The organism is Janibacter sp. GXQ6167 (assembly GCF_041365945.1).
Classification (GTDB): Bacteria; Actinomycetota; Actinomycetes; order Actinomycetales; family Dermatophilaceae; genus JBGFSK01.
Genome location: NZ_JBGFSK010000009.1, coordinates 118,515 through 137,666 on the forward strand (window position 1 = coordinate 118,515; position 19,152 = coordinate 137,666).

Genomic DNA, 19,152 nt, shown 5'->3' on the forward strand with positions numbered 1-19,152 from the left:
CGGCGCCACCGACCGTGGTGGGCCGTCCCGGCGGCGCCGATGCCGCCGAGGTCGTCCTCATCCTCTCAGCGGGCGATCATCGCCGCGCCGTCGGGTCCGCTCTCAACCTGGGCTCAGGTCCCCCGGTGCTCCTCGTCGGAAGGCGGTTTCCTTGCGGGCGTTGGGGTTTCGTCGTCGCTCACCGGCGGCCGCACCCGTCCACGGGCCGCGGGGTGGTTGGGGAAGGATCGCGCGACCTTCGCGGCGCGCCGGCGGGCCGACGACCAGCGGGGCTCGGCGGGCAACCCCCACCCGCGCCACCGGGAGATGAGGCAGAGCGCGCCCCCGAGGAAGGTCGCGATGAGCGGAACCTCCGGCCCGACGTAGCCGATCTCGCGAAGGGTCACGACCGTGACACCGGAGAGCGTCGCGGAGGTGGCGTAGAGGGTACTGCCGCCAAAGATCGCGGGCATCCGGCCGAGGATCACATCGCGCACCGCGCCACCACCGACCGCGGTCACCACCCCGAGCAGGATGGCCGGGACCCACCCGAGGCCGGCGAGCAGCGCCTTCTCGGTCCCCGCCGACGCCCAGGCACCGATGGCGAGCGCATCGATCCAGGGGAAGACCCGCTGCCAGAGCTTCCCTTGGAATTGCACGGACCAGGCAAGCAGGGCCGCGAGCAGCGCCGTGGTGAGGTAGGCCGGGTCGGTGAGGGCGACCGGAGGCCCCTGTTGGAGCAGGACATCTCGGATGACACCGCCGCCGAGACCGGAGAGCACCGCCAAGGTGACGAATCCGACCGGGTCGAGGCGATAGCGGCGCGCCAAGGCGCCTCCGAGCAAGGCATTCGCGAGGATGCCGGTGATGTCGAGGATCCGCAGGACGTCTGGGATCACCGTGGTGGGCTCGGTCATCGCGAGCCGCCGATCAGGGCATGCACCACGGTGTCGGCGAGCAGGCGTCCGCGACGGGTCAACACCGCGCGACCACGCAAGGCAGGACCCCCTTCAACTAGGCCATTGGCGATCAAACCAGCGACGGCCTGGCGTCCGCTCGCGTCGAGAGCGCCAAGGTCGAGGCCTTCGCTCAGGCGGATCCCCAGGAGAACCTCTTCGTCGCGACGCTGCTCGTCGCCCAGGACTTCCCGCGCGGCCGCCGGGGACTCCCCGGCCGCGAGCCGAGCGGCCCAGGCCGCAGGGTGTTTGACATTCCACCACCGCGTGCCGCCGACGTGCCCGTGCGCGCCGGGCCCAATGCCCCACCACGAGTCGCCGCGCCAGTAACCGATGTTGTGGCGGCAGCGGTCATCCGCGGTGCGCGCCCAGTTGCTGATCTCGTACCAGTCGTAGCCGGCCGCGGCGAGCAGGTCGTCGGCGAGCTCATACTTGTCGGCCTCGTCGTCGCCGGTCGGCATCGGCAGTTCGCCGCGTCTGACCTGGGTATGAAGGCGCGTCCCCTCCTCGACGGTGAGCGCATAGGCCGATACGTGGTCGGGCCGAAGGGCGATGGCCGCCTCGAGGGAGGTCCGCCAGTCCTCCAGGCTCTCCCCCGGCGTGCCGTAGATGAGGTCCAGGCTGACGGCGAGTCCGGCGTCGCGCGCCGCCGCGACCGCTCTGGCGACGCCGGCCGGGTCGTGCGTGCGGTCGAGGGTCTTAAGGACCGTGGGAACCGCGGACTGCATCCCGAAGGAGACCCGCGTGAATCCCCCTTCGGCGAGCTCTCGTAAGGACGTCGGGGTGACCGAATCGGGGTTGGCCTCGGTCGTCACCTCGGCGTCAGCGTCGAGCCCGAAACGCTCGCGAACCCCGTGGAGCAGCGTGACCAGATCGCTCGATGGCAGCAGCGTCGGAGTGCCCCCGCCGACGAAGACCGTGCTCACCGGCGGGGTCGTACCGAGGACGCGAGCGGCGAGATCGAGTTCGGCGAGGGCAGCGTCGGCATAGGTGGCGACACTCGCCCCCTTCTGCGGCCCGAGTTCGCTCGCGGTGTAGGTGTTGAAGTCGCAGTAGCCGCACCGCACCTTGCAAAACGGCACGTGGAGGTACATCCCCAGGGTCCGATCGCGGGCGCGCGTGAGCGACGAAGGGGGGAGCTCTCCGCTCGTCGGGACGGGCTCGCCGTCAGGCTGGGTGGGTGGCACGGCCGCATTGTCTCTCACGCGGGCCGCACATCACGCCCCGACTGCGGCAGTCGCCCCCCAGTGCAGCGCGACCGGACGGCCACCGATCTCGTGGACGGGGATCTGCAGACCAAAGACCTCCCGCAGGCCCTCGGCGGTGATCACCGAGTGCGCCGGTCCGTGAGCGACGATCCGACCCTCGCGCATACCGACAATCGTGTCGCAGAAGGCGGCCGCCACGTTGACATCGTGGAGGACGACCACGACCGTGCGGCCCAGGTCATCGCAGGCGTGGCGTAGCAACTGCATGGTGGTGGCCGCGTGCTCCATGTCGAGGTTGTTGAGCGGTTCATCGAGCAGGACGATCTCGGTCTCTTGCGCCAGGACCATCGCGACGAAGGCTCGTTGGCGCTGCCCTCCGGAGAGTTCATCGAGATAGCGATCCCGCAGCGCGCCCAAGCCGACGTGGGTGAGGTACTCCTCGACCACCTCATGGTCGCGCGCTGTGAGTCGGCCGCGGCTGTGCGGGAACCGGCCGAAGCGCACGAGGTCGACGACGCTGAGCCTGGCCGTCACGCGGGCGTCCTGCCGCAAGACCGTAAGCCGCTTGGCCACCTCGCGAGGCGGCGCCGTCGCGATATCAAGACCGTCGAGGAGGACCTGACCGGATTGGGGGGTGAGCAGTCGGGCCATCGCCGAGAGCAGGGTCGACTTGCCCGCCCCATTGGGGCCGATCAGGCCGGTCACCCGCCCCTTGTCGAGATCGAGGCTGACCGTATCCAGCACCGGAGCGCCAGCGGTGTATTCATGATGGAGATCAACAGCGCGCATCTAGAGTCGAACCGCCTTCAACAGCAACGTGAGGAAATACAGCCCGCCGACGAGATTGATCACGACGGCGAGCGGGACACCGAGCCCGAGAAAATGGGTGACCACGAACTGCCCGAGGACCAGGGCGATCACACCGGTGAGACCGGCCGCCGGCAGCAGAACTCGATGTTCGTGACTCGGGACGAACTGACGGGCGAGGTTCGCGATCAGCAGGCCGAGGAAGACCATCGGACCGACCAGGGCCGTGGAGGTCGCGACGAGCAGGGTGACGATCAGGAGCGAGGCCGTCACCACGCGATGGTGCGCCACGCCCAGCGTGATCGACCGGTCGTGGCCGAGGTCGACGACGTCGAGTTGTCGGAGCAGCGGCACGAGGGCCGCACAAGCGAGGATGGTCACCGCTCCGCACGCGATGAGCAGCCGAGGGTCGACGGTCGTAAAGCTCGCGAAGAGGACGGCCTGCAACGTGAGGTAGTCGTCCGGGCTGAGCAGCCGTGAGGCAAAGGAGCTGAGCGAACCAAAGAAGGCCCCGAGGACTATCCCGACGAGGACCAGCACGAAGAGGTTGCGGCTGTGCGCGCGAAAGAGCCACCGGAAGAGAAGCAGCCCGAAGACCGCGAGCAAGGTGGCGTTGACGAAGAAGCGCTCGACCGGACCGAAGAGGTGCAGCGCGGTCGCTCCGAACGCATAGACGATCACCGTCTGGATGAAGGCATAGAGCGCATCGAATCCCATCACGCCGGGCGTGAGGATCCGGCTCCCGGCGACGGTCTGGAACACGAGGCTGGAGACCCCGACGGCGACGCCGACCACGATCAGGGCGCCGAGTTGACGACTGCGCAGATCGAGGGCGTACGACAGCGGTCCGCGCAGGTCGTATGTCAGGTAGAGCGCCGAGATCGCGAGCGCGGCGACGGCCAGGCCGACGACGGTCACCGTCACCCAGTGCAGGCGAGCCGTTTCGGCGGGCGATCGATGCCGATTGCCTGGTGTGCTCGCGACCGGCGAGGTGGCGGGGCCGATCATCCCTGGGCCTCCTTGCCCGAGGCGGTTCGCATCACGAGCCAGATGAAGACGGCGGCGCCAATGATCCCCGCGACCGTGCCGACGGGAACCTCGTATGGGAAGCGGATCACCCGCCCGAGAACATCGCACGCGAGGACGAAGGCGGCTCCGGCGAGCGCGGTCACCGGCAGCGTCCGGCGCACGTGATCACCCATCGCGAGCGAGACGACATTGGGCACGATCAACCCGAGGAAAGGGATGGCGCCCACCACGACGACCACGGTCGCCGCCATCACCGAGACGACCACGAGTCCGACATTGAGGACGAACCGGTACGAGACACCGAGGTTGGTGGCGAACTCCCTTCCCATCCCCACGACGGTGAAGCGATCGGCAAAGACATAGCCGATCACGCCTACGAGGAGCACGAGGTAGAGCGGTTCGTATTGTCCGGCCATCGCGGCGCTGAAGGACCCACTGCCCCAGATCTCCAGCAGCTGCAACAGGTCTCGCTGGTAGGCGACGAAGACGGTCGCCGCCCCGATCACGCCGCCGTACATGATCCCGACGAGCGCCACGACGATCGGGTCCCGGTGCGGCATCTTGTGCAGGATCGTCAAGAACCCGAAGGTGCCCCCCAGGGCTACCGCGATGGCGAGGACCATCGTCGCGATCAGGCTCTGGCCCGGGACGGCGAGGGTGGCGATCAAGACCCCAAGGATCGCGGCCTCGGTCGTGCCGGAGGTCGAAGGGGAGACAAACGAGTTCTGGGTGATCCGCTGCATGATGAGCCCGGCCACGCTGAGCGCCGCGCCCGCCATCAGGATCGAGAGCACCCTCGGGATCCGCGAGACGCTGAGCAGCGTCCATTGCTCCGGGCTCGGAGAGAGCAGGTCTCGCACCGGGATCGGGACTACCGCCACGGCGAGCGAGAGGTAGGCCGCGACTCCGAGGGCGATGGTCGCGACGACGAGGTGCCAGCCGCGGACACCACCGACGGTGTCCGCGGCTGGCGGTGGGTTGAGCGTGCTCAGAGCGTGTCCTTCACGTCACTCACCATCTGGGTCCACGAGCTGGGTGCGCTGGGGGCGATGTACCAGGCGAAGCCGTCCACCTCGACGATCTTGTTGTCNGGTTGAGCGTGCTCAGAGCGTGTCCTTCACGTCACTCACCATCTGGGTCCACGAGCTGGGTGCGCTGGGGGCGATGTACCAGGCGAAGCCGTCCACCTCGACGATCTTGTTGTCCTTGGCGGCATCGGTGTCCTTGATGAGGCCCTTGTTGAGGACGTCAAGCGCGGGGGTCTGGTCTTGCCCGATCGTCTTGGCCCGATCGAGGACGAAGAGGACACCGGGGTTGTACTGGACGAAGAACTCCTGGCTGATCTCTTCGCCGTGGGACCCCTTCTCCTGCAAGGGGGCCTTCGTCGGCCGGTAGCCGAAGTCCTCGTACACCGTGCCGAAGCGCGATCCGGGTCCATAGGCGCTCACGGTGCCATCGGAGACCTGGACGACCATGGCCGTGCGATCGGAAGCCTCGGCCTGATCGCTCACCGCGTCGACCTGGGTGTCCAGGTCGTCCATGAGCCCCTCGGCCTGCTCCTTCTTGCCGAAGATCGTCCCGAGTTGGACGACTCGCTCCTCGGTGGCGTCGAACACCTCGGACGGCTTCTCCGCGCGCACCGACATATCGAGGACCGCGGGAGCGAACTTCTCGAACTCCTTGACGATCTCGGGGTTACCACTGCGCGATCCCACGATCACGAGATCTGGCTCCATCGCGGCGATCGCCTCGTAGTCGGGCTCGAAGATGGTGCCGACGTGCGTGGCGTCCTGGTAGGAGGCGAGGTCCTTTGGCAGTCCGGGCTGGGGTGTCGGGACGGCATCGACGTCGATGTCCAGATCGCTCAGGGTGCGGATCACGCTCCAGTCCAGGGCGACCACCTTCTGCGGGTTGGTCGGGACCTCAACCTCGCGGCCCTGGGCGTCGGTGATGCTGACGGTCTGCCCCTTCCCCCCTTCGGCGGTGGCAGAACTCTCGGTGTTGCCGCAGCCAGCAGTGAGGGTCAGGGCCGCCAGGGCGCTGATCGCGCCGGCGGTGCGGGTCCGGTACTTCTTCACGTGGGTCGTTGCCTTTCGGTGGGGTGGGTCGACCGTCCCGAAGGTGGGACGTTCGTTGGGGGAAAGCGCTTGGCGACGAGCCGATGCGCCGAAGGGGGTGGTGCTCACTGCTCGAGCGGTGCGTGATGGTCGCGGCCGGCGACCCCGACCTTCCAGTACCCGTCGATGTGGACGTCGTCGCGGGCGAGGCCCAGCTCCTTGGCGGCGCGGCGCAGGTGAAGCATCGCGGTGGCCTCACCGGCTGCCCAGACCAGGTCGCCTGGTTGGGGGGCGAGGTCTCGCAACTGGTCGGCAAGCGCGTGCGCATCGCTGGTGACCGTCACCGAGCCCCCCGAGCGTGCCGGGAGTTCGGCGGTCGTGCCGTCTTCGGAGGAGATGACCGCGTCGACCCGGGCGCTCGCCGGTGCCTCTTCGAGCCACCGTGCGATGGCCGGGTGAGCACTTTCGTCACCGAGGACCACATACCGCTCGCGGTCGCTGGGGAAGACGCGCGAGCCCCGAGGCCCAAGAACCCCGACGGGAGCGCCTGGCGTGGCGGTCGCTGCCCACCTGCTGCCGGGGGCTCGACCGGCGTCGCCGCTGCCGTGAAGGAGCATGTCGACGACCAGGCGCTCGGGGTGCGGGACGGCTCGGACCGTGTAGTCGCGGGTGACGAGCGGCCTCTGGCCACTGAGGTCGAGCGGCCCCTCCCCCGCGAAGGCGAGTTTGACGTGATCGGCGACCGCCATATCCACCCACGGGACGCTCGCGGCGCCCTCTTCCAGCGTCAGTTCGACCCGGCGAAGGCGGGGGCTCAACTCCGTGGTCTGATGGACCGTGGCGTGGCGGCGATGCAGGTCATGCGCGATCCGATGGCCGATCATGGGGCTCCTTAGTTAGGTAAGCCTTACCTAATCAGATCGGCTCTAGGTTGCCAAACTCCCCCTTCCATCGTGTCTAGGCTGAGCACATGACGACGCCAAGACCGGCCCGCTGGATCGACCTCACCGGAGTGGCGAATATGCGCGATGTCGGGGGGCTGCCGACCCACGATGGGCGGACCATCGCCGAGCGTCGCCTGATCCGCAGCGACAATCTGCAGACCCTGACCGATGAGGACGTGCGCCACCTCCTCGACGAGGTCGGGGTGAGCGATGTGATTGATCTGCGGAGCCAAAAGGAGCGCGCCTACGCCGGGCCGGGGCCCCTCGCCGGCTGGCCGGTCCGGCATCACCACCACTCTTTCCTCGCCGACGACCGCCGCGAGGTGAGCACCGAACAGGCGCTCGCGATGCCCTGGCTCAACGCCGACGATGAGTCCGAAGGGGGCGACTACTGGACCCGGCACTACCTGAGCTATCTGCGCGAACGCCCCGACTCGGTCGCTGGCGCTCTCACCGCCGTGGCGCAGGCTCCCGGGGCAGCGATCGTGCACTGTGCAGCGGGTAAGGACCGCACCGGCACCGTGGTCGCGATGGCCCTGTCGGTCGCCGGCGTCCCAGACGAGGAGATCATCGCCGACTATGTCCGCAGCGCCGAGCGGATCGAGGCGATCATCGGGCGCCTGATGACGCAGGAGCCGTACTCCCAGCTCCTCCCCCACCACTCGATCGACGAGACCACACCGCGGGCCGAGACGATGGAGTCGATCCTCGCCGCGCTGCGCGAGGAGTACGGCGGATCGAGCGACTGGCTGCTCACCCACGGCTGGGAGGCCGAGGACATCGCCCGGCTGCGCTCCCGCCTGCTTGACTGAAGTCGGCCCTATCCGGCGTAGGTGCCGAAGCTCCAGTGGTTCCCCTCCGGGTCGAGGCAACTGAACCCACGGGAGTCATACCCCTGCTCATCGCGCAGCGGACGAGTGATGGTGGCGCCCGCGGCGCGTGCACGAGCGTGGACCTCATCGGGCTGATCGGTCACGACGTAGACACCCGCGCGCCCCACCCCTTCGTCGTGCCCATCGGTGCGCCGAGAGGCCACCATGACCCGCCCACCCTCGGGCCAGAGCATCTCGCTGTGATGGACGATCCCCGGTTCGTCGCCGGGGACGAGGACCCCTTCGTCAAAACCGAGGTCAACGAGCCAGGCGCGCAAGGCCTGCGGGTCATCGACGAAGATCGCGGTCCAGATGTTGTGGTCGGTGCGTTCGCTCATGGCTCGATTCGACCATCGTCGTGTCGGTGGCGTCTTGAACGAATGCGAGGGGGTCCTCCTCCGGCCAGCGGCTCGGCGCGGTCCCCGCAAAACGGCGCCAGTCGCGGGTGAGGTGCGCCTGGTCCGCGTACCCGCAGGTGGCGGCGATCTGAGCCAGGCTCCTGCCCCCGCCCGCGATCATCTGCCGGGTGCGGTTGAAGCGCACAATCAGGGCGGCCTCCTTAGGGCTGATCCCGCATTCGCGTCGGAAGTGGGTCTGGAGACGCCGCGACGACCAGCCGACCGTCTCGGCGAGGACAGCGACCGTGGCCTGCCCGCCCGAGGCATGGATGATCCGCCACGCTTCGGCGAGTTCGGGAGGCGGACGATAAGGCCGCGCGAGACGGGCGAAGTGGTCCTCCAGCAGGTCCACCATTTGCCCCCACGAGGGCGCCTCGTGCATCTGCTCGCGGAGAGTTACACCCGGTCGGCCAAGCACCTCAGCGAGTTCGACAGCCTGCGGCAGAACCCCCGCCGGGGTGCCGAAGAGGATCCTCGCGGCCGACGGAGAGAGGTCGAGTTGCACGCCGCGCATGCTCGCGCCGTGGTGGATTCGCACCGGTCGCGTGGTGAGCCCTCCGAGGCAGGTGGCGTAGGGGCGGGTGCGGTCGGCTTCAACCTCGAGCCGGTCGCCGAGAGAGATCACCAGGGTCAGCGAGGTCGATGGCATCCCGATATGAGTTCCCGGCTCTAACCCCTCGTGGGCGTAGCCGACCACTCGGCGGGCCAGGTGCGCGAGGACCGGACGCCGTCGATCCCGAGCCGGGAATGACCGGTACTCGACCATCCGCCCAGCGTAGGGGCGCGCCCATACTGGTGGACATGTCCGACCCCGTGAGTTTGGCCTTCGAGGCGACCCCCCGGGCCGATTTCCTGCCAGCAGGGGCGCGCCTCTTCGCCGGTATCGACGCTCCCCACCCCATCGGATACGGGGCGACCAACTCCCAGCCGTCGACCGTGAGGCACATGCTGCAGTTGCTTCAGGTGCCCTCCGGTGCCCGGGTCCTTGACGTCGGGTCCGGTTCGGGATGGACGACTGCGTTGCTCGCTCACCTGGTCGGGCCGACTGGCTCGGTCCTTGGGCTGGAGCTCACCGCTCCCTTGGTCACCATGGGCGCGTCAAACCTCGCTGCGACCGGCCGTCCGTGGGCTCGGATCGCCCAAGCAGATCCCGACCATCTCGGGGCGCCGAGCGCAGCCCCCTTCGACCGGATCCTCGTCTCCGCGATGGCGGACTCGATCCCGCGGGGCCTGCTCGCCCAACTGGCGCCCGACGGCGTCATGGTGATCCCGGTGGCGGGCCGGATGGTGAGAGTGCGGCGGGTCGAAGGGGGCGAGCCGGAGGTGGAGCGCTTCGGCGCCTACCGCTTTGTCCCCCTTCGCTAATCGCCGGGCGAGTCCCAGCCAGTGGAGCGTGGCGGCATCCATCCCACGGCAGCCCGCGCCTCACTGTCCCTGGTCGAGTTAGCTCAGGCGCCCTTGGTCGGCTTGGCGCTGACGTAGATCGGGATAACGCCCTCGACGACGACGACCCCGTCGGTGCGGATCGCCTTGACGCGCACGTCGATGTCGCCGACGCCCTCCCAGTCCGACGGGTCGGTCTCGGCGACGCAGAGCAGGTCGGTGGTGGACTTCGCGAGGTACTTCACCGAGAGGCCGCGCGGGATCCAGCGCTTGTCCGGCGGGCAACTGGCCTCGGCGACAAGACCCATGACCGCCTCGAGACCGTTCAAGACCGCGATCGCGTGCAGGGTCCCGATGTGGTTGTGCACCGCCCGCCGCTTCTTGATGCTGAGCTCGGCGTAGTTCGGGCGCATCTCGCGCACCTGCGGCCGCACCGTCCAGAAGTACGGCGCGAACTGCGCGTACATGACGGAGAAGATCTTCTTGCCGAAGGGCAGGCCGATGGTGCGCTGGTAGAGGTCATAGGTCTTGGGAGCCACGAGACCGAACCCTAACTGCGCCAACGCCTCTCACGACGAAGGGGGTGGTGCTCGCCACATCGCGGCGAGCGCCACCCCCTTCGGGCATTGCGGGTCGGTCTCAACGCCACCCGAGGGCCGGAGCCACGTCCTTAACGATCGACTCCAGCACGTGGGCGTTGTACTCGACGCCCAACTGGTTCGGGACCGTGAGCAAGAGCGTGTCGGCCTCGGCGATCGCGTCGTCCTCGCGGAGCTGGCGGATCAACTCATCGGGTTCGGCGGCGTAGGTCTTGCCGAAGCGCGAGCGCACCCCTTCGAGGATCCCGACCTGGTCGGTGCTGCGCGACTCCATCCCGAAGTACGCGTGGTCCTGGGGAGTCACGAGCGGGAAGATGCTGCGGCTCACCGATACCCGCGGCGTTCCCTCGTGCCCGGCGTCTTGCCACGCCTGCCGGAAGACCCGGATCTGCTCGGCCTGCAGCTCGTGGAAGGGCACGCCGGTGTCTTCGAGCAGCAAGGTCGAGGACATCAGGTTCATCCCCTGCTCGCCGGTCCAGCGCGCGGTGTCGCGGCTCGCCGCGCCCCACCAGATGCGCGAGCGCAGGGTGGGCGAATACGGCTCGATCCGCAGGAGTCCGGGCGGGTTGGGGAACATCGGCCGCGGCGACGGCTTGGCGAACTGCTCGCCCTCGATCACCTCGAGGAAGCGGGCGGTGTGGCGCCGGGCCATCTCGGCGTCGCTCTCCCCTTCGCGGGGCTCGTGGCCGAAGTGACGGTAGCCCTCGACGACCTGCTCGGGTGATCCCCGGCTGATGCCGAGCTGCAGTCGTCCGCCGGAGATCAGGTCCGCTGCGCCCGCATCTTCAGCCATATAGAGCGGGTTCTCGTAGCGCATGTCGCGGTTGCAACACTCGCCTTATCGGTCGCTCTCGCCGCCTTGCATGCGGTCGCGCAACGCCTCATCGATCTGTGTTGCCGCCGGTGCGCCGGCGAAACCGTTCTCAGCCACATAGACACGGCACGCCAGTGAGTGAACGAGTGTTGTCGGGAACAGGTCGATGCCGTCGACGAGAATCGTAGGCGAGCCTCCGAACCCAGTGTTCGCCGCTTCGGCCTCGGTCCCGATCGTCACCAGCTCGACAGGCACGGCCCCGAGTCCGAGAGCGTCCAGCGCTGCCCGTGCGTTGGCTTCGGCGATTCCCGTGTTCGGGCAGTCGGCGATGTGCAGCAGTTCCACCTTCATGAAGCTTCTTCCGTTCGTTCACCCTCAGCTGTCGTGCGAGGGGTCTGCGTGAGGAGGTTCAGACATACCAGGCCGACACCGGCGACGACGAAGACGTCGGCGACGTTCCCGACGAACAGGTCGCCGTAGGCGAGGAAGTCCGTGACGTGCCCCTGCCCGAACGCGGGCGAGTTCACGAGCCGGTCGACGAGGTTGCCGACCGCGCCGCCGAGGACCAGCCCCAGCGCGACGCCCCACCGCGCCCCGCGCATCCGTGCGGCAAACACGACCACCGCCACGGCGGCGAGGAGGCCGCTGATCGTGAAGATCCAGGTGGCCCCGGAACCGATCGAGAACGCGGCTCCGGGGTTGTAGACCAGCGACAGCCCGAACAGGTCGCCGACCAGCGGGATCCGCTCGCCCTGGGTCAGCTGCGCCGCGGCGAGGACCTTCGAGCCTTGATCGATCGCCAGAGCGAGCGCCGCGACGACGAGGGCGACGACGAGCGCCTGCCTGCTCCTCGTGGATGCCCCGCCCGTCGACTCGACGACAACGGCGTCCTGCGCAGTCACGCGGCGCTCTTCCGGGTCCGGGCAGCCCGCAGGCCGTTGAGGATCACGACGACCTCGGCGATCTCGTGCACGAGCACCACGGCCGCGAGCCCCAGGACGCCGAAGAGGGCGAGCGGGAGCAGGGCGGTGATGATCAGCAGCGAAAGGATGATGTTCTGGTTGATGATGTGCCGTCCGCGGCGGGCGTGGTCGAACGCACGCGGCAGCAGGCGCAGGTCGTGGCCGGTGAACGCGACGTCGGCGGACTCAATCGCGGCATCCGAGCCGGTCGCGCCCATCGCGATGCCGATGTCGGCAGCGGCGAGGGCGGGAGCGTCGTTGATGCCGTCGCCGATCATCGCCACAGCCCCCTTCTCGCCGAGTTCTGCGATCGCGGCGGCCTTGTCCTCCGGGCGCAGCTCGGCACGCACGTCGCCGATCCCGGCTTGGGCGGCGAGGGCGCGGGCGGTGCGAGCATTGTCGCCGGTGAGCATGGTGACCCCGATGCCCTGTGCGGCGAGGGTGCGGACGACCTCGGGGACCTCGGGACGCAGCTCGTCGCGGACGCCAATCGCGGCGACCGGCGTGCCGTCGCGGTGCACGATCACGACCGTCATGCCCTGCTCCTCCAGCCCAGCAACCTGCTCGCCGAGCGTCCCGGCGTCGAGCCAGCGCGGGCTGCCGACCGTGATCCGCGCACCGTCGAGGGTTCCCTCGATGCCGTGCCCGGCCTGCTCGGTCACACCGTCAGCCGCGGGGGCCCCGGGGGCCGCGGCGGTGATCGCGGCCGCAAGGGGGTGGGTGCTGTGCTGCTCGAGCGCGGCGGCCCAGGCCAGCGCCTGCTTCTCGGTCACGCCCTCGGCGGTGAGGACGGCGGTGACGGCGGGCTCGTTGCGGGTCAGGGTGCCGGTCTTGTCGACGGCGACGTGGCGGATCACGCCGAACCGTTCGAACACGGCCCCGGACTTGATGATCACGCCGAACTTGCTCGCCGACCCGATCGCGGCCACCACGGTCAGCGGCACCGAGATCGCCAGCGCGCAGGGAGATGCCGCCACGAGCACGACGAGGGCGCGGGTGATCCACAGCTCCGGGTCGCCGAGCAGCGACCCGATGATCGCGACGAGGGCGGCGAGGATCAGCACGCCCGGGACGAGGGGCCGGGCGATGCGGTCGGCGAGGCGGGCGCGGTCGCCCTTCTCTGCCTGCGCCTTCTCCACCAGGTCGACGATCGTGGTCAGCGAGTTGTCGGTGCCCGCCGCGGTCGTCTCGACCTCGAGCGCCCCAGCGGTGTTGATCGCGCCCGCGGAGACGGTGTCGCCGGGTTCGACTTCGACCGGGATCGACTCGCCAGTGATCGCGGACGTATCCAGGCTGGAGCGTCCCGTGCGGACGATGCCGTCGGTCGCGATCCGCTCACCCGGCCGCACCAGCATCAGCTGACCGACAGCCAGGTCCTTCGCCGGGACCTCGACCGATGCTCCGTCGCGGCGGATGGTCGCGGTCTCCGGGACGAGCTTGAGCAGCGCCCGCAGCCCGCCGCGGGCACGGTCCATGGCCTTGTCCTCCAGCGCCTCAGCGATCGAGTACAGGAACGCCAGGGCGGCGGCCTCCTCGACATACCCGAGGATCACCGCGCCGACCGCGCTGATCGTCATCAGCAGGCCGATGCCGAGCTTGCCCTTGAACAGCTTCCGGATCGCGCCCGGGGTGAAGGTCGACGCGCCCAACAGCAGACCGATCCAGAACAGCACCAGCGCCGGGACCTCCAGCCCCGCCCACTCCAGCACCAGGCCGGTCAGGAACGCGACGCCGGAGAAGACCGGGACCATGATCCCGCGGTCCCGCCACCAGGGACGCGCCGCCTCCTCGGCTTCCTCTCCCGAAGTGGTCTCAGGCTCGTCGTGCTCGCAGCCGCACGCCGCGCTCACTCGCCCGCCCCCGTCCCGCAGCAACCCGGCACTGTGCACGAAGAGTCCACGCAGGGCGCGTGCTCGTCGACAGCGAGCGTCACGTCCACCAGTGCGGTGAGCGCCGCCGCCAGATGCGGGTCGGCGATCTCGTAGCGCGTCTGCCGCCCCTCCGGCTCGGCGACGACGATGCCGCAGTCGCGCAGACAGGTCAGGTGGTTGGAGACGTTCGAGCGAGTCAGCTCCAGCTCGCGCGAGAGCACGGCCGGGTAGCTCGGGCCGTCGAGCAGGGTCATCAGAATCCGGGAGCGCGTCGGGTCCGCCATGGCCCGGCCGAGCCGGTTCATGACGTCGAGACGAGAAGCAACAGTCAGCATGCACTGAACTATACAGTGTTGGCTGACTTATTGTCGACTCGCCAGGGCTGCCGCACGCGCTCCGCGCGCTTGCCCTCGGGAACCCTGGTCGCCTACTTTCGCCAGCGCGGCCACTTCGGCAGCCCGCGGTCCTTCCAGGTCTCCACGAGGCCAGCGACCCAGCGGACGGACGCGAAGAGCCCATAGCTGGCCCCGGCGAGGCCCACACCGACCACGAGCCAGCGCCCGATTCCGAGCCACACGCTCCCGTTTACGTCCAGCGCCCACTGAGCGCCCGTGATGAGCCCGGCGATGCCCATCCAGAGCCCAGCGATGACCACGACCACCGGCAGGAGTGCGAGGCACATCGCGGCGGCAGCCGACCAGAGCTGACGGGTCTCCAGCTTCGCCGTGGCGGCGATGATCCGCTCGGCCCGCTCGTTCGACGCGTCGAGGTTTGCCGTCATCGTCGCCGAGGCCTCCCCGGTGACCTGCTCGACGGCCTTCTCGACCCGCTCCTCGGTGCGCTTCTCGATCCGCTGCACGGCTCCGCCGACCTGGCTCACGAGCTTCTGGTTCGCTGCGGCCTGCGCCTTGAGCCCCTCAATCGCCGAGGCCGTAGCCGCGTGATTCTTCTGCGCCTCCGCGACCAAGCTCCGCGACGCGGCGTTCAAGCTCTCGCCGTTGAGACTCCGCGCGAACTCGCCGAGCGTGCTCGCGATCTCGTTCTGCCTGCTCTCGATACTCGCGATCCTCGCGGACACGTCGCTGGAGGGCGAGGAGGTCGACGCCGGGGCCGCGATCCTCTCCAGCCGCCTCGTCGTCTCCTCGTCCATGACCTTCACGAACCCCGCGAGCTTCTTCTGCTGCTCGGCCAGCCGGTCGAGCCTCGCGTTCTGCGCCTCGACGGCGGTGAGGATCGAGGTCAACACCTCCATCGTCGCCGGACTGCCGAGCTGCTGCGGCGGCTGCTCGTGCGCGTTCTGCTGCTTCAGCCTGTCGAGCGCTGCGCTCATGTTCCTGCTCCTTCTGCTGCTGGTGGTAGTCGAAGAACGCGGCTGCGCCCTCCGGTGTGAAATCCGCCGAGAGCGCACTCGTGCGCTTGCGGCGCTCAGCGCGCCCGGACTCGCCGCGGCGGTCCTCGATGTAGAGCGTCCAGGTCTCCTGACCGGCGCGCTTGCCCTTCTTGCTGACTGGGCTGTGCAGGCGCATCCGCGGCACCCGCTCCCCGTCGCCGCCGAGCTGCTGGTTCTGCTCCGCGATCACCGCCTCAAGACCGGCCTTGTCCACCGACCGGGGATCGGCCAGGGCGGCGCTCATCCGGTCGCCCATCTCGCGGTCGAGACCGCCCTCGGCGAAGTCCTCGCGGCGCAGCTCCCAGTCCTTCGGGGCGTGCTCCAGCCGCTTCACGACCGAGAGGCCGTGATCGCGCATCAACTCGTCGTTCGCCGACTGCACGCCCCGCTGGTTCCCGGCTTTGCGGTCGTGGAACGTGCGGTAATCCGAGAGGGCCTTTCCGGTCCGGTTGCTGTGATTGATCACGAGGATGTGGTTGTGCGGCTTCTTGCCCCGACCATCCACGTGGCTGACCACGAGGCAGTCCGAGTCCGGGTGCATCTTCTTCGCGAGCTGGTAGCCCAGATCGTTCACCCGCTGCACGTCCTCCGGGCTGCTCGAGTCGAACTCCTCGTCGCTGAACGACTGCCGGTAGTGCAGTGCCTCGACGTCGCGCTTCGTGTTCTGCGTGAGCGCGCGGGCGCGGGCCGAGAATGCGCCGGGGCCTCCCGGCACGTCGCACGTGATCGCGACCCCGCGCTCGTCCTCCTTGCCACGGATGTAGCGCTCCGTGTCTCCGGCGCTGGTGCTCGGGCTGTAGTGCGTGGTGCTCATGAGGCCGTCCGATCCCCGAGCAGGGTCCGGACCTCGCGCAGCAGCTCGATCAGCTCGGGCACCTCCGCCGACAGCGCGACCGCCTCGCCGGCCCGCGCGCGGCGGTCCAGGTCGTTGACGTTGATCGCCAGCGGGCGCACCTGCGCGGCAAGCTCCCGGGCGTCCGCCGAGGCCTGCACGCGCGCCTCGACGCCGAGCAGGTGCGCGGCCACGGCGGCGTCCAGCTCCTCGCTCCGGGAGGCGTGCAGAGCATCGCGCACGACGCTCCGCACCCAGGTGCTCGGAGCCAGCCCGAGCCGCTCCGCACGAGTGCGCAGCGCCCCGAGCGTGGCCTCATCGAAGCGCGTATCAAGCCGCCCGCCGCCCCCACGACGACGCTTCGCGCCGCCGTGACTCTGGCGCACAGCCTCCGCATCAGCCCGACCGGTTTTCACCTGGGAGTCGGCCTGCTGCTCCACCTGTACGCCAGAGTGGCAAGCAGTAGGCCTGTCGGACACATCGCTGACGCTCGTGTCCTCCAGCCCTGCTTGCGAGGGGGCTCCGCCCCCTTCGATCCCCTGGAAGAGCGGGTGCTGATCGGCGCTCATGCCGCACCTCCGATCAGCGCCAGCGGCACGTCCGGGCTGCGCACCGCGAGCCCGCTCAGCAGTTCGACAACCGCGCTCTCGGCGTCGTGCTCCGCGGAGGTCTCCGGACCGTAGGTGAGCTCGCGCGACGGAGCCACCTGCTGGTGGTACGAGTTGCCGTTGACGCCCGGCGTGTGCGCGGCCGCCGGAAGGCTGCACTGATGCCACTCGTAGGGCTCGATCTTCCCGATGTGCTGCACGAGGTAGCGGTTGATATCGTCGGCGCGGAACACCTTCACGACCGATGCCAGGCGACGGATGAACTGGTCCAGCGCCTCGTCCACGTTGCCCTTCTGGCGGGCGTAGAAGAAGAACTCGACCGGCTCGATGGTGGCCGTGATGACGATCAGTCGCGGAGCCACCTCGCCCTTGTTCTTGTAACGCGCCTTCGCCGGGGAGGCGTTGTACGGATCGAGCAGCAACAGCCAGTCGTTCGCATCCATCGCCGAAGCCCGCAGATCGTCGAGCAGCAGAACCTCCTCCCCGCGCCAGTCATCGAGCGGGTTGCCCGTCGCGGCCCGGTAGACCTGCCACCGCTCGCCGTTCGCGTTCGCCGCGTCAATCGCCGCCATGATGAAGTCCGTTGCGAACCGCGTCTTGCCGATCCCGGCATCCCCGTGGACGAACACCACATGCGTTGAGAAATCACCGGCGCGGAGCTTCGCTGCCGCCCGATACGCGCGGCGCTGACCATAGGCCGACAGTGCGTCGTCGATCTCCCGCTGATGCCGCGAGTAGATGTCGAACAGGCCATCGGTGAGCATGATCTGATCGCGCGTGATCTCGCCCTGGAGCACCCGCTCGCGCATGTCCTCGAAGTTCTCGGCGACGACCTTCTTCTTCACGTGGGCGCGGCCCTTGAGCCACGTCTCCCGGCGCAGGGCGTCGATGCCGAGGTAGTCCGGCCCGCGCACCGTGGCGACCTCCGAAGGGGCGTACTGGTGCTTGTCCGCGTACTTCACGTGCGTCAGGTACGACAGCATGTTGTCGAAGGCGTAGCGTCCGCGACCGGGCTTCTCGACGTACTGCGGCTCGACGCCGATGCCGAACGCGAGCCGATCCAGCGGCGCGCTCTTCGAACGACTGGCGAACTTGATCACCGCGTGCAGGTGATCCGGCTTCGGCTCGACCACGAGTGCCTTCTCCGTGTCGCTCCAGACCTCGCGCTCGTCCTTGTCGTGCACGATGCCGTAGGCCTCGACGACTTCGCAGCCGACCGCCTCGAGCCGCTGCACGATGTAGGCGAGGATCGGCCCGGCCCCCTGCTGGAGCAGCGCGGCCCCGTTCGCATCCTCGGCAGCCCAGGTCCAGTACGACGGATCGAGGTACTGCGTGAGTCCGATGCTCGTGGGGTTGTTCTCCTGCTTAGCCACGGCGACCACCGCCCGCGACATCGTAAGGAGCGTGCGGCGCCTTAAATGACCCCCTATTGACCCCCAAATGAGACCCCAAATGATCCCGCGAGGTCACGCGGCGGTGCGAGGGCGGAACCGGCTCCTGACCAGGCATGTTGGTGCATGGCGCGGCAATCGACAAGCCCTTGCCGCGCCCGTAGGAACGAATGAAGCTCCCGAAACTCTTGGAGTGCGGAACACGGCTTCCGGCGGTCATCACGACGACGGGCAGCCCGCCTCCGGCGGGTGCCAGGGCAGGCCCTCCGGGCGGGGTCAGGTCGGCGGACACGAGGGCGCTGGTGCAGTCGGTGGTGCTCATCGGGCACCGCCCTTGCGGTAGCGCTTGATGACGGCCTGATGCGTGACGCCGAGGGCATCGCCGATCCTCGCCCAGGTCACCCCATCGGCGCGGGCGTCGGCGACGGCGATCTCGACGGCTTCTTCCAGCACGGAGCGGAGCACGCCGAGGTCGTAAAGATGCGCTTCCGCGTCGGCGAGAGTGGGATCGCCCAGACGCCAGCGGAAGCCGTTCACGTGGTCGAAGGCAGCGGAGTTGGCGCTCATCAGCGACCACCACCCATCACGGCGGCGACGGCGGCGCGCTGGCGCGGGGTCAGCGGCGTGCTGGTCAGGCGCTCACCGGCACGACGACCGGCGGCGAGGGCAACGGCGATGACGGGATCGAGCCCATCAGCTTGCGAAACGGGGATCAGGTCCTGGTCGAGCCCAGGACGGTCCAGCGCGGAGGCGCGGGGAGCGTCGATAACGACAGACATCGGAAGTCCTCAAACATGAGTGTGCTTCCGGTTCCCCGCCACGGTAGTTGGGCTGTTTGACCGGCTACTCATCCGGGAGTAGAACCCGCGCTTCTAAGTCGCGGCCCCGGTGGGATCTTCTTGTCTGCAACCATTCTCCCATGACTCGACTCACCAGTCCACTGACCGACGAGACTCAGATAAACCGCCCGCGTACCACCCTCGGTGCCTCACATATTTTTGCCCGCGAAATGGTGGACCCTGGGACAGTATGGGAAGTGAACTGTCGATGGC

The 19,152-nt window shown here is 68.8% G+C and carries 22 protein-coding genes and 1 pseudogene; 2 read left to right on the forward strand and 21 right to left on the reverse strand.

Going from position 1 to position 19,152, the window contains the following annotated elements; translation table 11 throughout:
* Window positions 1-113: 113 nt before the first annotated feature.
* The 7 genes from AB8K43_RS13345 to AB8K43_RS13375 form a co-directional block, all read right to left on the reverse strand.
* Window positions 114-896, reverse strand: coding sequence for a trimeric intracellular cation channel family protein (locus AB8K43_RS13345; RefSeq protein WP_370894701.1), 783 nt, complete (start codon window positions 894-896; stop codon window positions 114-116).
* Window positions 893-2,122: a radical SAM family heme chaperone HemW gene (gene hemW / locus AB8K43_RS13350; protein ID WP_370894702.1), complete on the reverse strand. Its 1,230-nt coding sequence runs from the start codon at window positions 2,120-2,122 to the stop codon at window positions 893-895. Before hemW ends, AB8K43_RS13345 begins: the two co-directional genes overlap by 4 nt.
* A gap of 30 nt (window positions 2,123-2,152) precedes the next feature.
* Window positions 2,153-2,932, reverse strand: a complete 780-nt coding sequence (locus tag AB8K43_RS13355) for an ABC transporter ATP-binding protein (RefSeq protein WP_370894703.1) — start codon at window positions 2,930-2,932, stop codon at window positions 2,153-2,155.
* Entirely contained in the window at window positions 2,933-3,958 is a 1,026-nt protein-coding gene (locus AB8K43_RS13360; RefSeq protein WP_370894704.1) for an iron chelate uptake ABC transporter family permease subunit, read from the reverse strand.
* Entirely contained in the window at window positions 3,955-4,971 is a 1,017-nt protein-coding gene (locus AB8K43_RS13365; RefSeq protein ID WP_370894717.1) for an ABC transporter permease, read from the reverse strand. The genes AB8K43_RS13360 and AB8K43_RS13365 overlap by 4 nt, the downstream gene beginning before the upstream one ends.
* A gap of 111 nt (window positions 4,972-5,082) precedes the next feature.
* On the reverse strand, window positions 5,083-6,057 hold the full coding sequence (locus AB8K43_RS13370; RefSeq protein ID WP_370894705.1) for a siderophore ABC transporter substrate-binding protein: 975 nt from the start codon (window positions 6,055-6,057) through the stop codon (window positions 5,083-5,085).
* A 104-nt stretch (window positions 6,058-6,161) separates the two neighbouring features.
* A complete protein-coding gene (locus tag AB8K43_RS13375) occupies window positions 6,162-6,920 on the reverse strand; it encodes a siderophore-interacting protein (RefSeq protein WP_370894706.1) in 759 nt (252 codons plus the stop codon).
* An 86-nt stretch (window positions 6,921-7,006) separates the two neighbouring features.
* On the opposite strand from AB8K43_RS13375, the gene AB8K43_RS13380 reads away from it, so the two are divergent.
* The gene (locus AB8K43_RS13380; protein ID WP_370894707.1) at window positions 7,007-7,792 is read left to right on the forward strand and encodes a tyrosine-protein phosphatase; all 786 of its coding nucleotides are present in this window, start codon (window positions 7,007-7,009) and stop codon (window positions 7,790-7,792) included.
* 8 nt (window positions 7,793-7,800) lie between these two features.
* Here AB8K43_RS13380 and AB8K43_RS13385 read toward each other — a convergent pair whose 3' ends face one another.
* Window positions 7,801-8,190, reverse strand: coding sequence for a VOC family protein (locus AB8K43_RS13385; RefSeq protein ID WP_370894708.1), 390 nt, complete (start codon window positions 8,188-8,190; stop codon window positions 7,801-7,803).
* Window positions 8,141-9,016, reverse strand: a complete 876-nt coding sequence (locus AB8K43_RS13390) for a helix-turn-helix domain-containing protein (protein ID WP_370894709.1) — start codon at window positions 9,014-9,016, stop codon at window positions 8,141-8,143. The genes AB8K43_RS13385 and AB8K43_RS13390 overlap by 50 nt, the downstream gene beginning before the upstream one ends.
* 35 nt (window positions 9,017-9,051) lie before the next feature.
* Here AB8K43_RS13390 and AB8K43_RS13395 point away from each other — a divergent pair, with 35 nt between their 5' ends.
* On the forward strand, window positions 9,052-9,615 hold the full coding sequence (locus AB8K43_RS13395; protein ID WP_370894710.1) for a protein-L-isoaspartate O-methyltransferase: 564 nt from the start codon (window positions 9,052-9,054) through the stop codon (window positions 9,613-9,615).
* Window positions 9,616-9,698: 83 nt separating this feature from the next.
* On the opposite strand, the gene AB8K43_RS13400 is transcribed toward AB8K43_RS13395, so the two are convergent.
* From AB8K43_RS13400 to AB8K43_RS13455, 12 genes and pseudogenes are all read right to left on the reverse strand, one after another.
* A complete protein-coding gene (locus AB8K43_RS13400; RefSeq protein WP_370894711.1) occupies window positions 9,699-10,172 on the reverse strand; it encodes a hotdog fold domain-containing protein in 474 nt (157 codons plus the stop codon).
* Window positions 10,173-10,272: 100 nt separating this feature from the next.
* Window positions 10,273-11,052 (reverse strand): annotated as a pseudogene (locus tag AB8K43_RS13405) (LLM class flavin-dependent oxidoreductase); the annotation flags it as partial.
* A gap of 18 nt (window positions 11,053-11,070) precedes the next feature.
* Window positions 11,071-11,397 (reverse strand): hypothetical protein, encoded by a 327-nt coding sequence (locus tag AB8K43_RS13410; RefSeq protein WP_077350327.1) that lies wholly within the window; start codon window positions 11,395-11,397, stop codon window positions 11,071-11,073.
* The gene (lspA, locus tag AB8K43_RS13415; RefSeq protein WP_077350329.1) at window positions 11,394-11,948 is read right to left on the reverse strand and encodes a signal peptidase II; all 555 of its coding nucleotides are present in this window, start codon (window positions 11,946-11,948) and stop codon (window positions 11,394-11,396) included. Before lspA ends, AB8K43_RS13410 begins: the two co-directional genes overlap by 4 nt.
* Entirely contained in the window at window positions 11,945-13,858 is a 1,914-nt protein-coding gene (locus AB8K43_RS13420; RefSeq protein ID WP_174718230.1) for a cation-translocating P-type ATPase, read from the reverse strand. Before AB8K43_RS13420 ends, lspA begins: the two co-directional genes overlap by 4 nt.
* Window positions 13,855-14,214 carry a helix-turn-helix transcriptional regulator gene (locus AB8K43_RS13425; protein WP_077350333.1) on the reverse strand — a complete coding sequence of 120 codons (360 nt, stop codon included), beginning with the start codon at window positions 14,212-14,214 and terminating at the stop codon, window positions 13,855-13,857. The genes AB8K43_RS13420 and AB8K43_RS13425 overlap by 4 nt, the downstream gene beginning before the upstream one ends.
* Window positions 14,215-14,306: 92 nt before the next feature.
* Window positions 14,307-14,846 carry a hypothetical protein gene (locus AB8K43_RS13430; RefSeq protein WP_171199146.1) on the reverse strand — a complete coding sequence of 180 codons (540 nt, stop codon included), beginning with the start codon at window positions 14,844-14,846 and terminating at the stop codon, window positions 14,307-14,309.
* Window positions 14,797-16,083, reverse strand: coding sequence for a relaxase/mobilization nuclease domain-containing protein (locus AB8K43_RS13435; RefSeq protein ID WP_119030963.1), 1,287 nt, complete (start codon window positions 16,081-16,083; stop codon window positions 14,797-14,799). Before AB8K43_RS13435 ends, AB8K43_RS13430 begins: the two co-directional genes overlap by 50 nt.
* Complete coding sequence (locus tag AB8K43_RS13440) at window positions 16,080-16,670, reverse strand: hypothetical protein (protein WP_119030964.1); 591 nt, start codon at window positions 16,668-16,670, stop codon at window positions 16,080-16,082. Before AB8K43_RS13440 ends, AB8K43_RS13435 begins: the two co-directional genes overlap by 4 nt.
* Window positions 16,667-18,091 carry a Rep family protein gene (locus tag AB8K43_RS13445; RefSeq protein WP_370894718.1) on the reverse strand — a complete coding sequence of 475 codons (1,425 nt, stop codon included), beginning with the start codon at window positions 18,089-18,091 and terminating at the stop codon, window positions 16,667-16,669. The genes AB8K43_RS13440 and AB8K43_RS13445 overlap by 4 nt, the downstream gene beginning before the upstream one ends.
* 327 nt (window positions 18,092-18,418) lie before the next feature.
* Complete coding sequence (locus AB8K43_RS13450; RefSeq protein ID WP_077350343.1) at window positions 18,419-18,667, reverse strand: hypothetical protein; 249 nt, start codon at window positions 18,665-18,667, stop codon at window positions 18,419-18,421.
* The gene (locus AB8K43_RS13455; RefSeq protein ID WP_077350345.1) at window positions 18,667-18,879 is read right to left on the reverse strand and encodes a hypothetical protein; all 213 of its coding nucleotides are present in this window, start codon (window positions 18,877-18,879) and stop codon (window positions 18,667-18,669) included. Before AB8K43_RS13455 ends, AB8K43_RS13450 begins: the two co-directional genes overlap by 1 nt.
* Window positions 18,880-19,152 lie beyond the last annotated feature (273 nt).

Excerpts from the sequence above, each read along its gene's own strand:
- AB8K43_RS13435 (WP_119030963.1), bottom strand. The coding sequence starts at position 16,083 with ATGAGCACCACGCACTACAGCCCGAGCACCAGCGCCGGAGACACGGAG.
- AB8K43_RS13375 (WP_370894706.1), bottom strand. The coding sequence starts at position 6,920 with ATGATCGGCCATCGGATCGCGCATGACCTGCATCGCCGCCACGCCACG.
- AB8K43_RS13455 (WP_077350345.1), bottom strand. The coding sequence starts at position 18,879 with ATGTCTGTCGTTATCGACGCTCCCCGCGCCTCCGCGCTGGACCGTCCT.
- AB8K43_RS13395 (WP_370894710.1), top strand. The coding sequence starts at position 9,052 with ATGTCCGACCCCGTGAGTTTGGCCTTCGAGGCGACCCCCCGGGCCGAT.
- AB8K43_RS13425 (WP_077350333.1), bottom strand. The coding sequence starts at position 14,214 with ATGCTGACTGTTGCTTCTCGTCTCGACGTCATGAACCGGCTCGGCCGG.
- AB8K43_RS13410 (WP_077350327.1), bottom strand. The coding sequence starts at position 11,397 with ATGAAGGTGGAACTGCTGCACATCGCCGACTGCCCGAACACGGGAATC.
- AB8K43_RS13345 (WP_370894701.1), bottom strand. The coding sequence starts at position 896 with ATGACCGAGCCCACCACGGTGATCCCAGACGTCCTGCGGATCCTCGAC.
- AB8K43_RS13440 (WP_119030964.1), bottom strand. The coding sequence starts at position 16,670 with ATGAGCGCCGATCAGCACCCGCTCTTCCAGGGGATCGAAGGGGGCGGA.
- AB8K43_RS13390 (WP_370894709.1), bottom strand. The coding sequence starts at position 9,016 with ATGGTCGAGTACCGGTCATTCCCGGCTCGGGATCGACGGCGTCCGGTC.
- AB8K43_RS13450 (WP_077350343.1), bottom strand. The coding sequence starts at position 18,667 with ATGAGCGCCAACTCCGCTGCCTTCGACCACGTGAACGGCTTCCGCTGG.
- AB8K43_RS13360 (WP_370894704.1), bottom strand. The coding sequence starts at position 3,958 with ATGATCGGCCCCGCCACCTCGCCGGTCGCGAGCACACCAGGCAATCGG.
- AB8K43_RS13380 (WP_370894707.1), top strand. The coding sequence starts at position 7,007 with ATGACGACGCCAAGACCGGCCCGCTGGATCGACCTCACCGGAGTGGCG.
- AB8K43_RS13385 (WP_370894708.1), bottom strand. The coding sequence starts at position 8,190 with ATGAGCGAACGCACCGACCACAACATCTGGACCGCGATCTTCGTCGAT.
- AB8K43_RS13355 (WP_370894703.1), bottom strand. The coding sequence starts at position 2,932 with ATGCGCGCTGTTGATCTCCATCATGAATACACCGCTGGCGCTCCGGTG.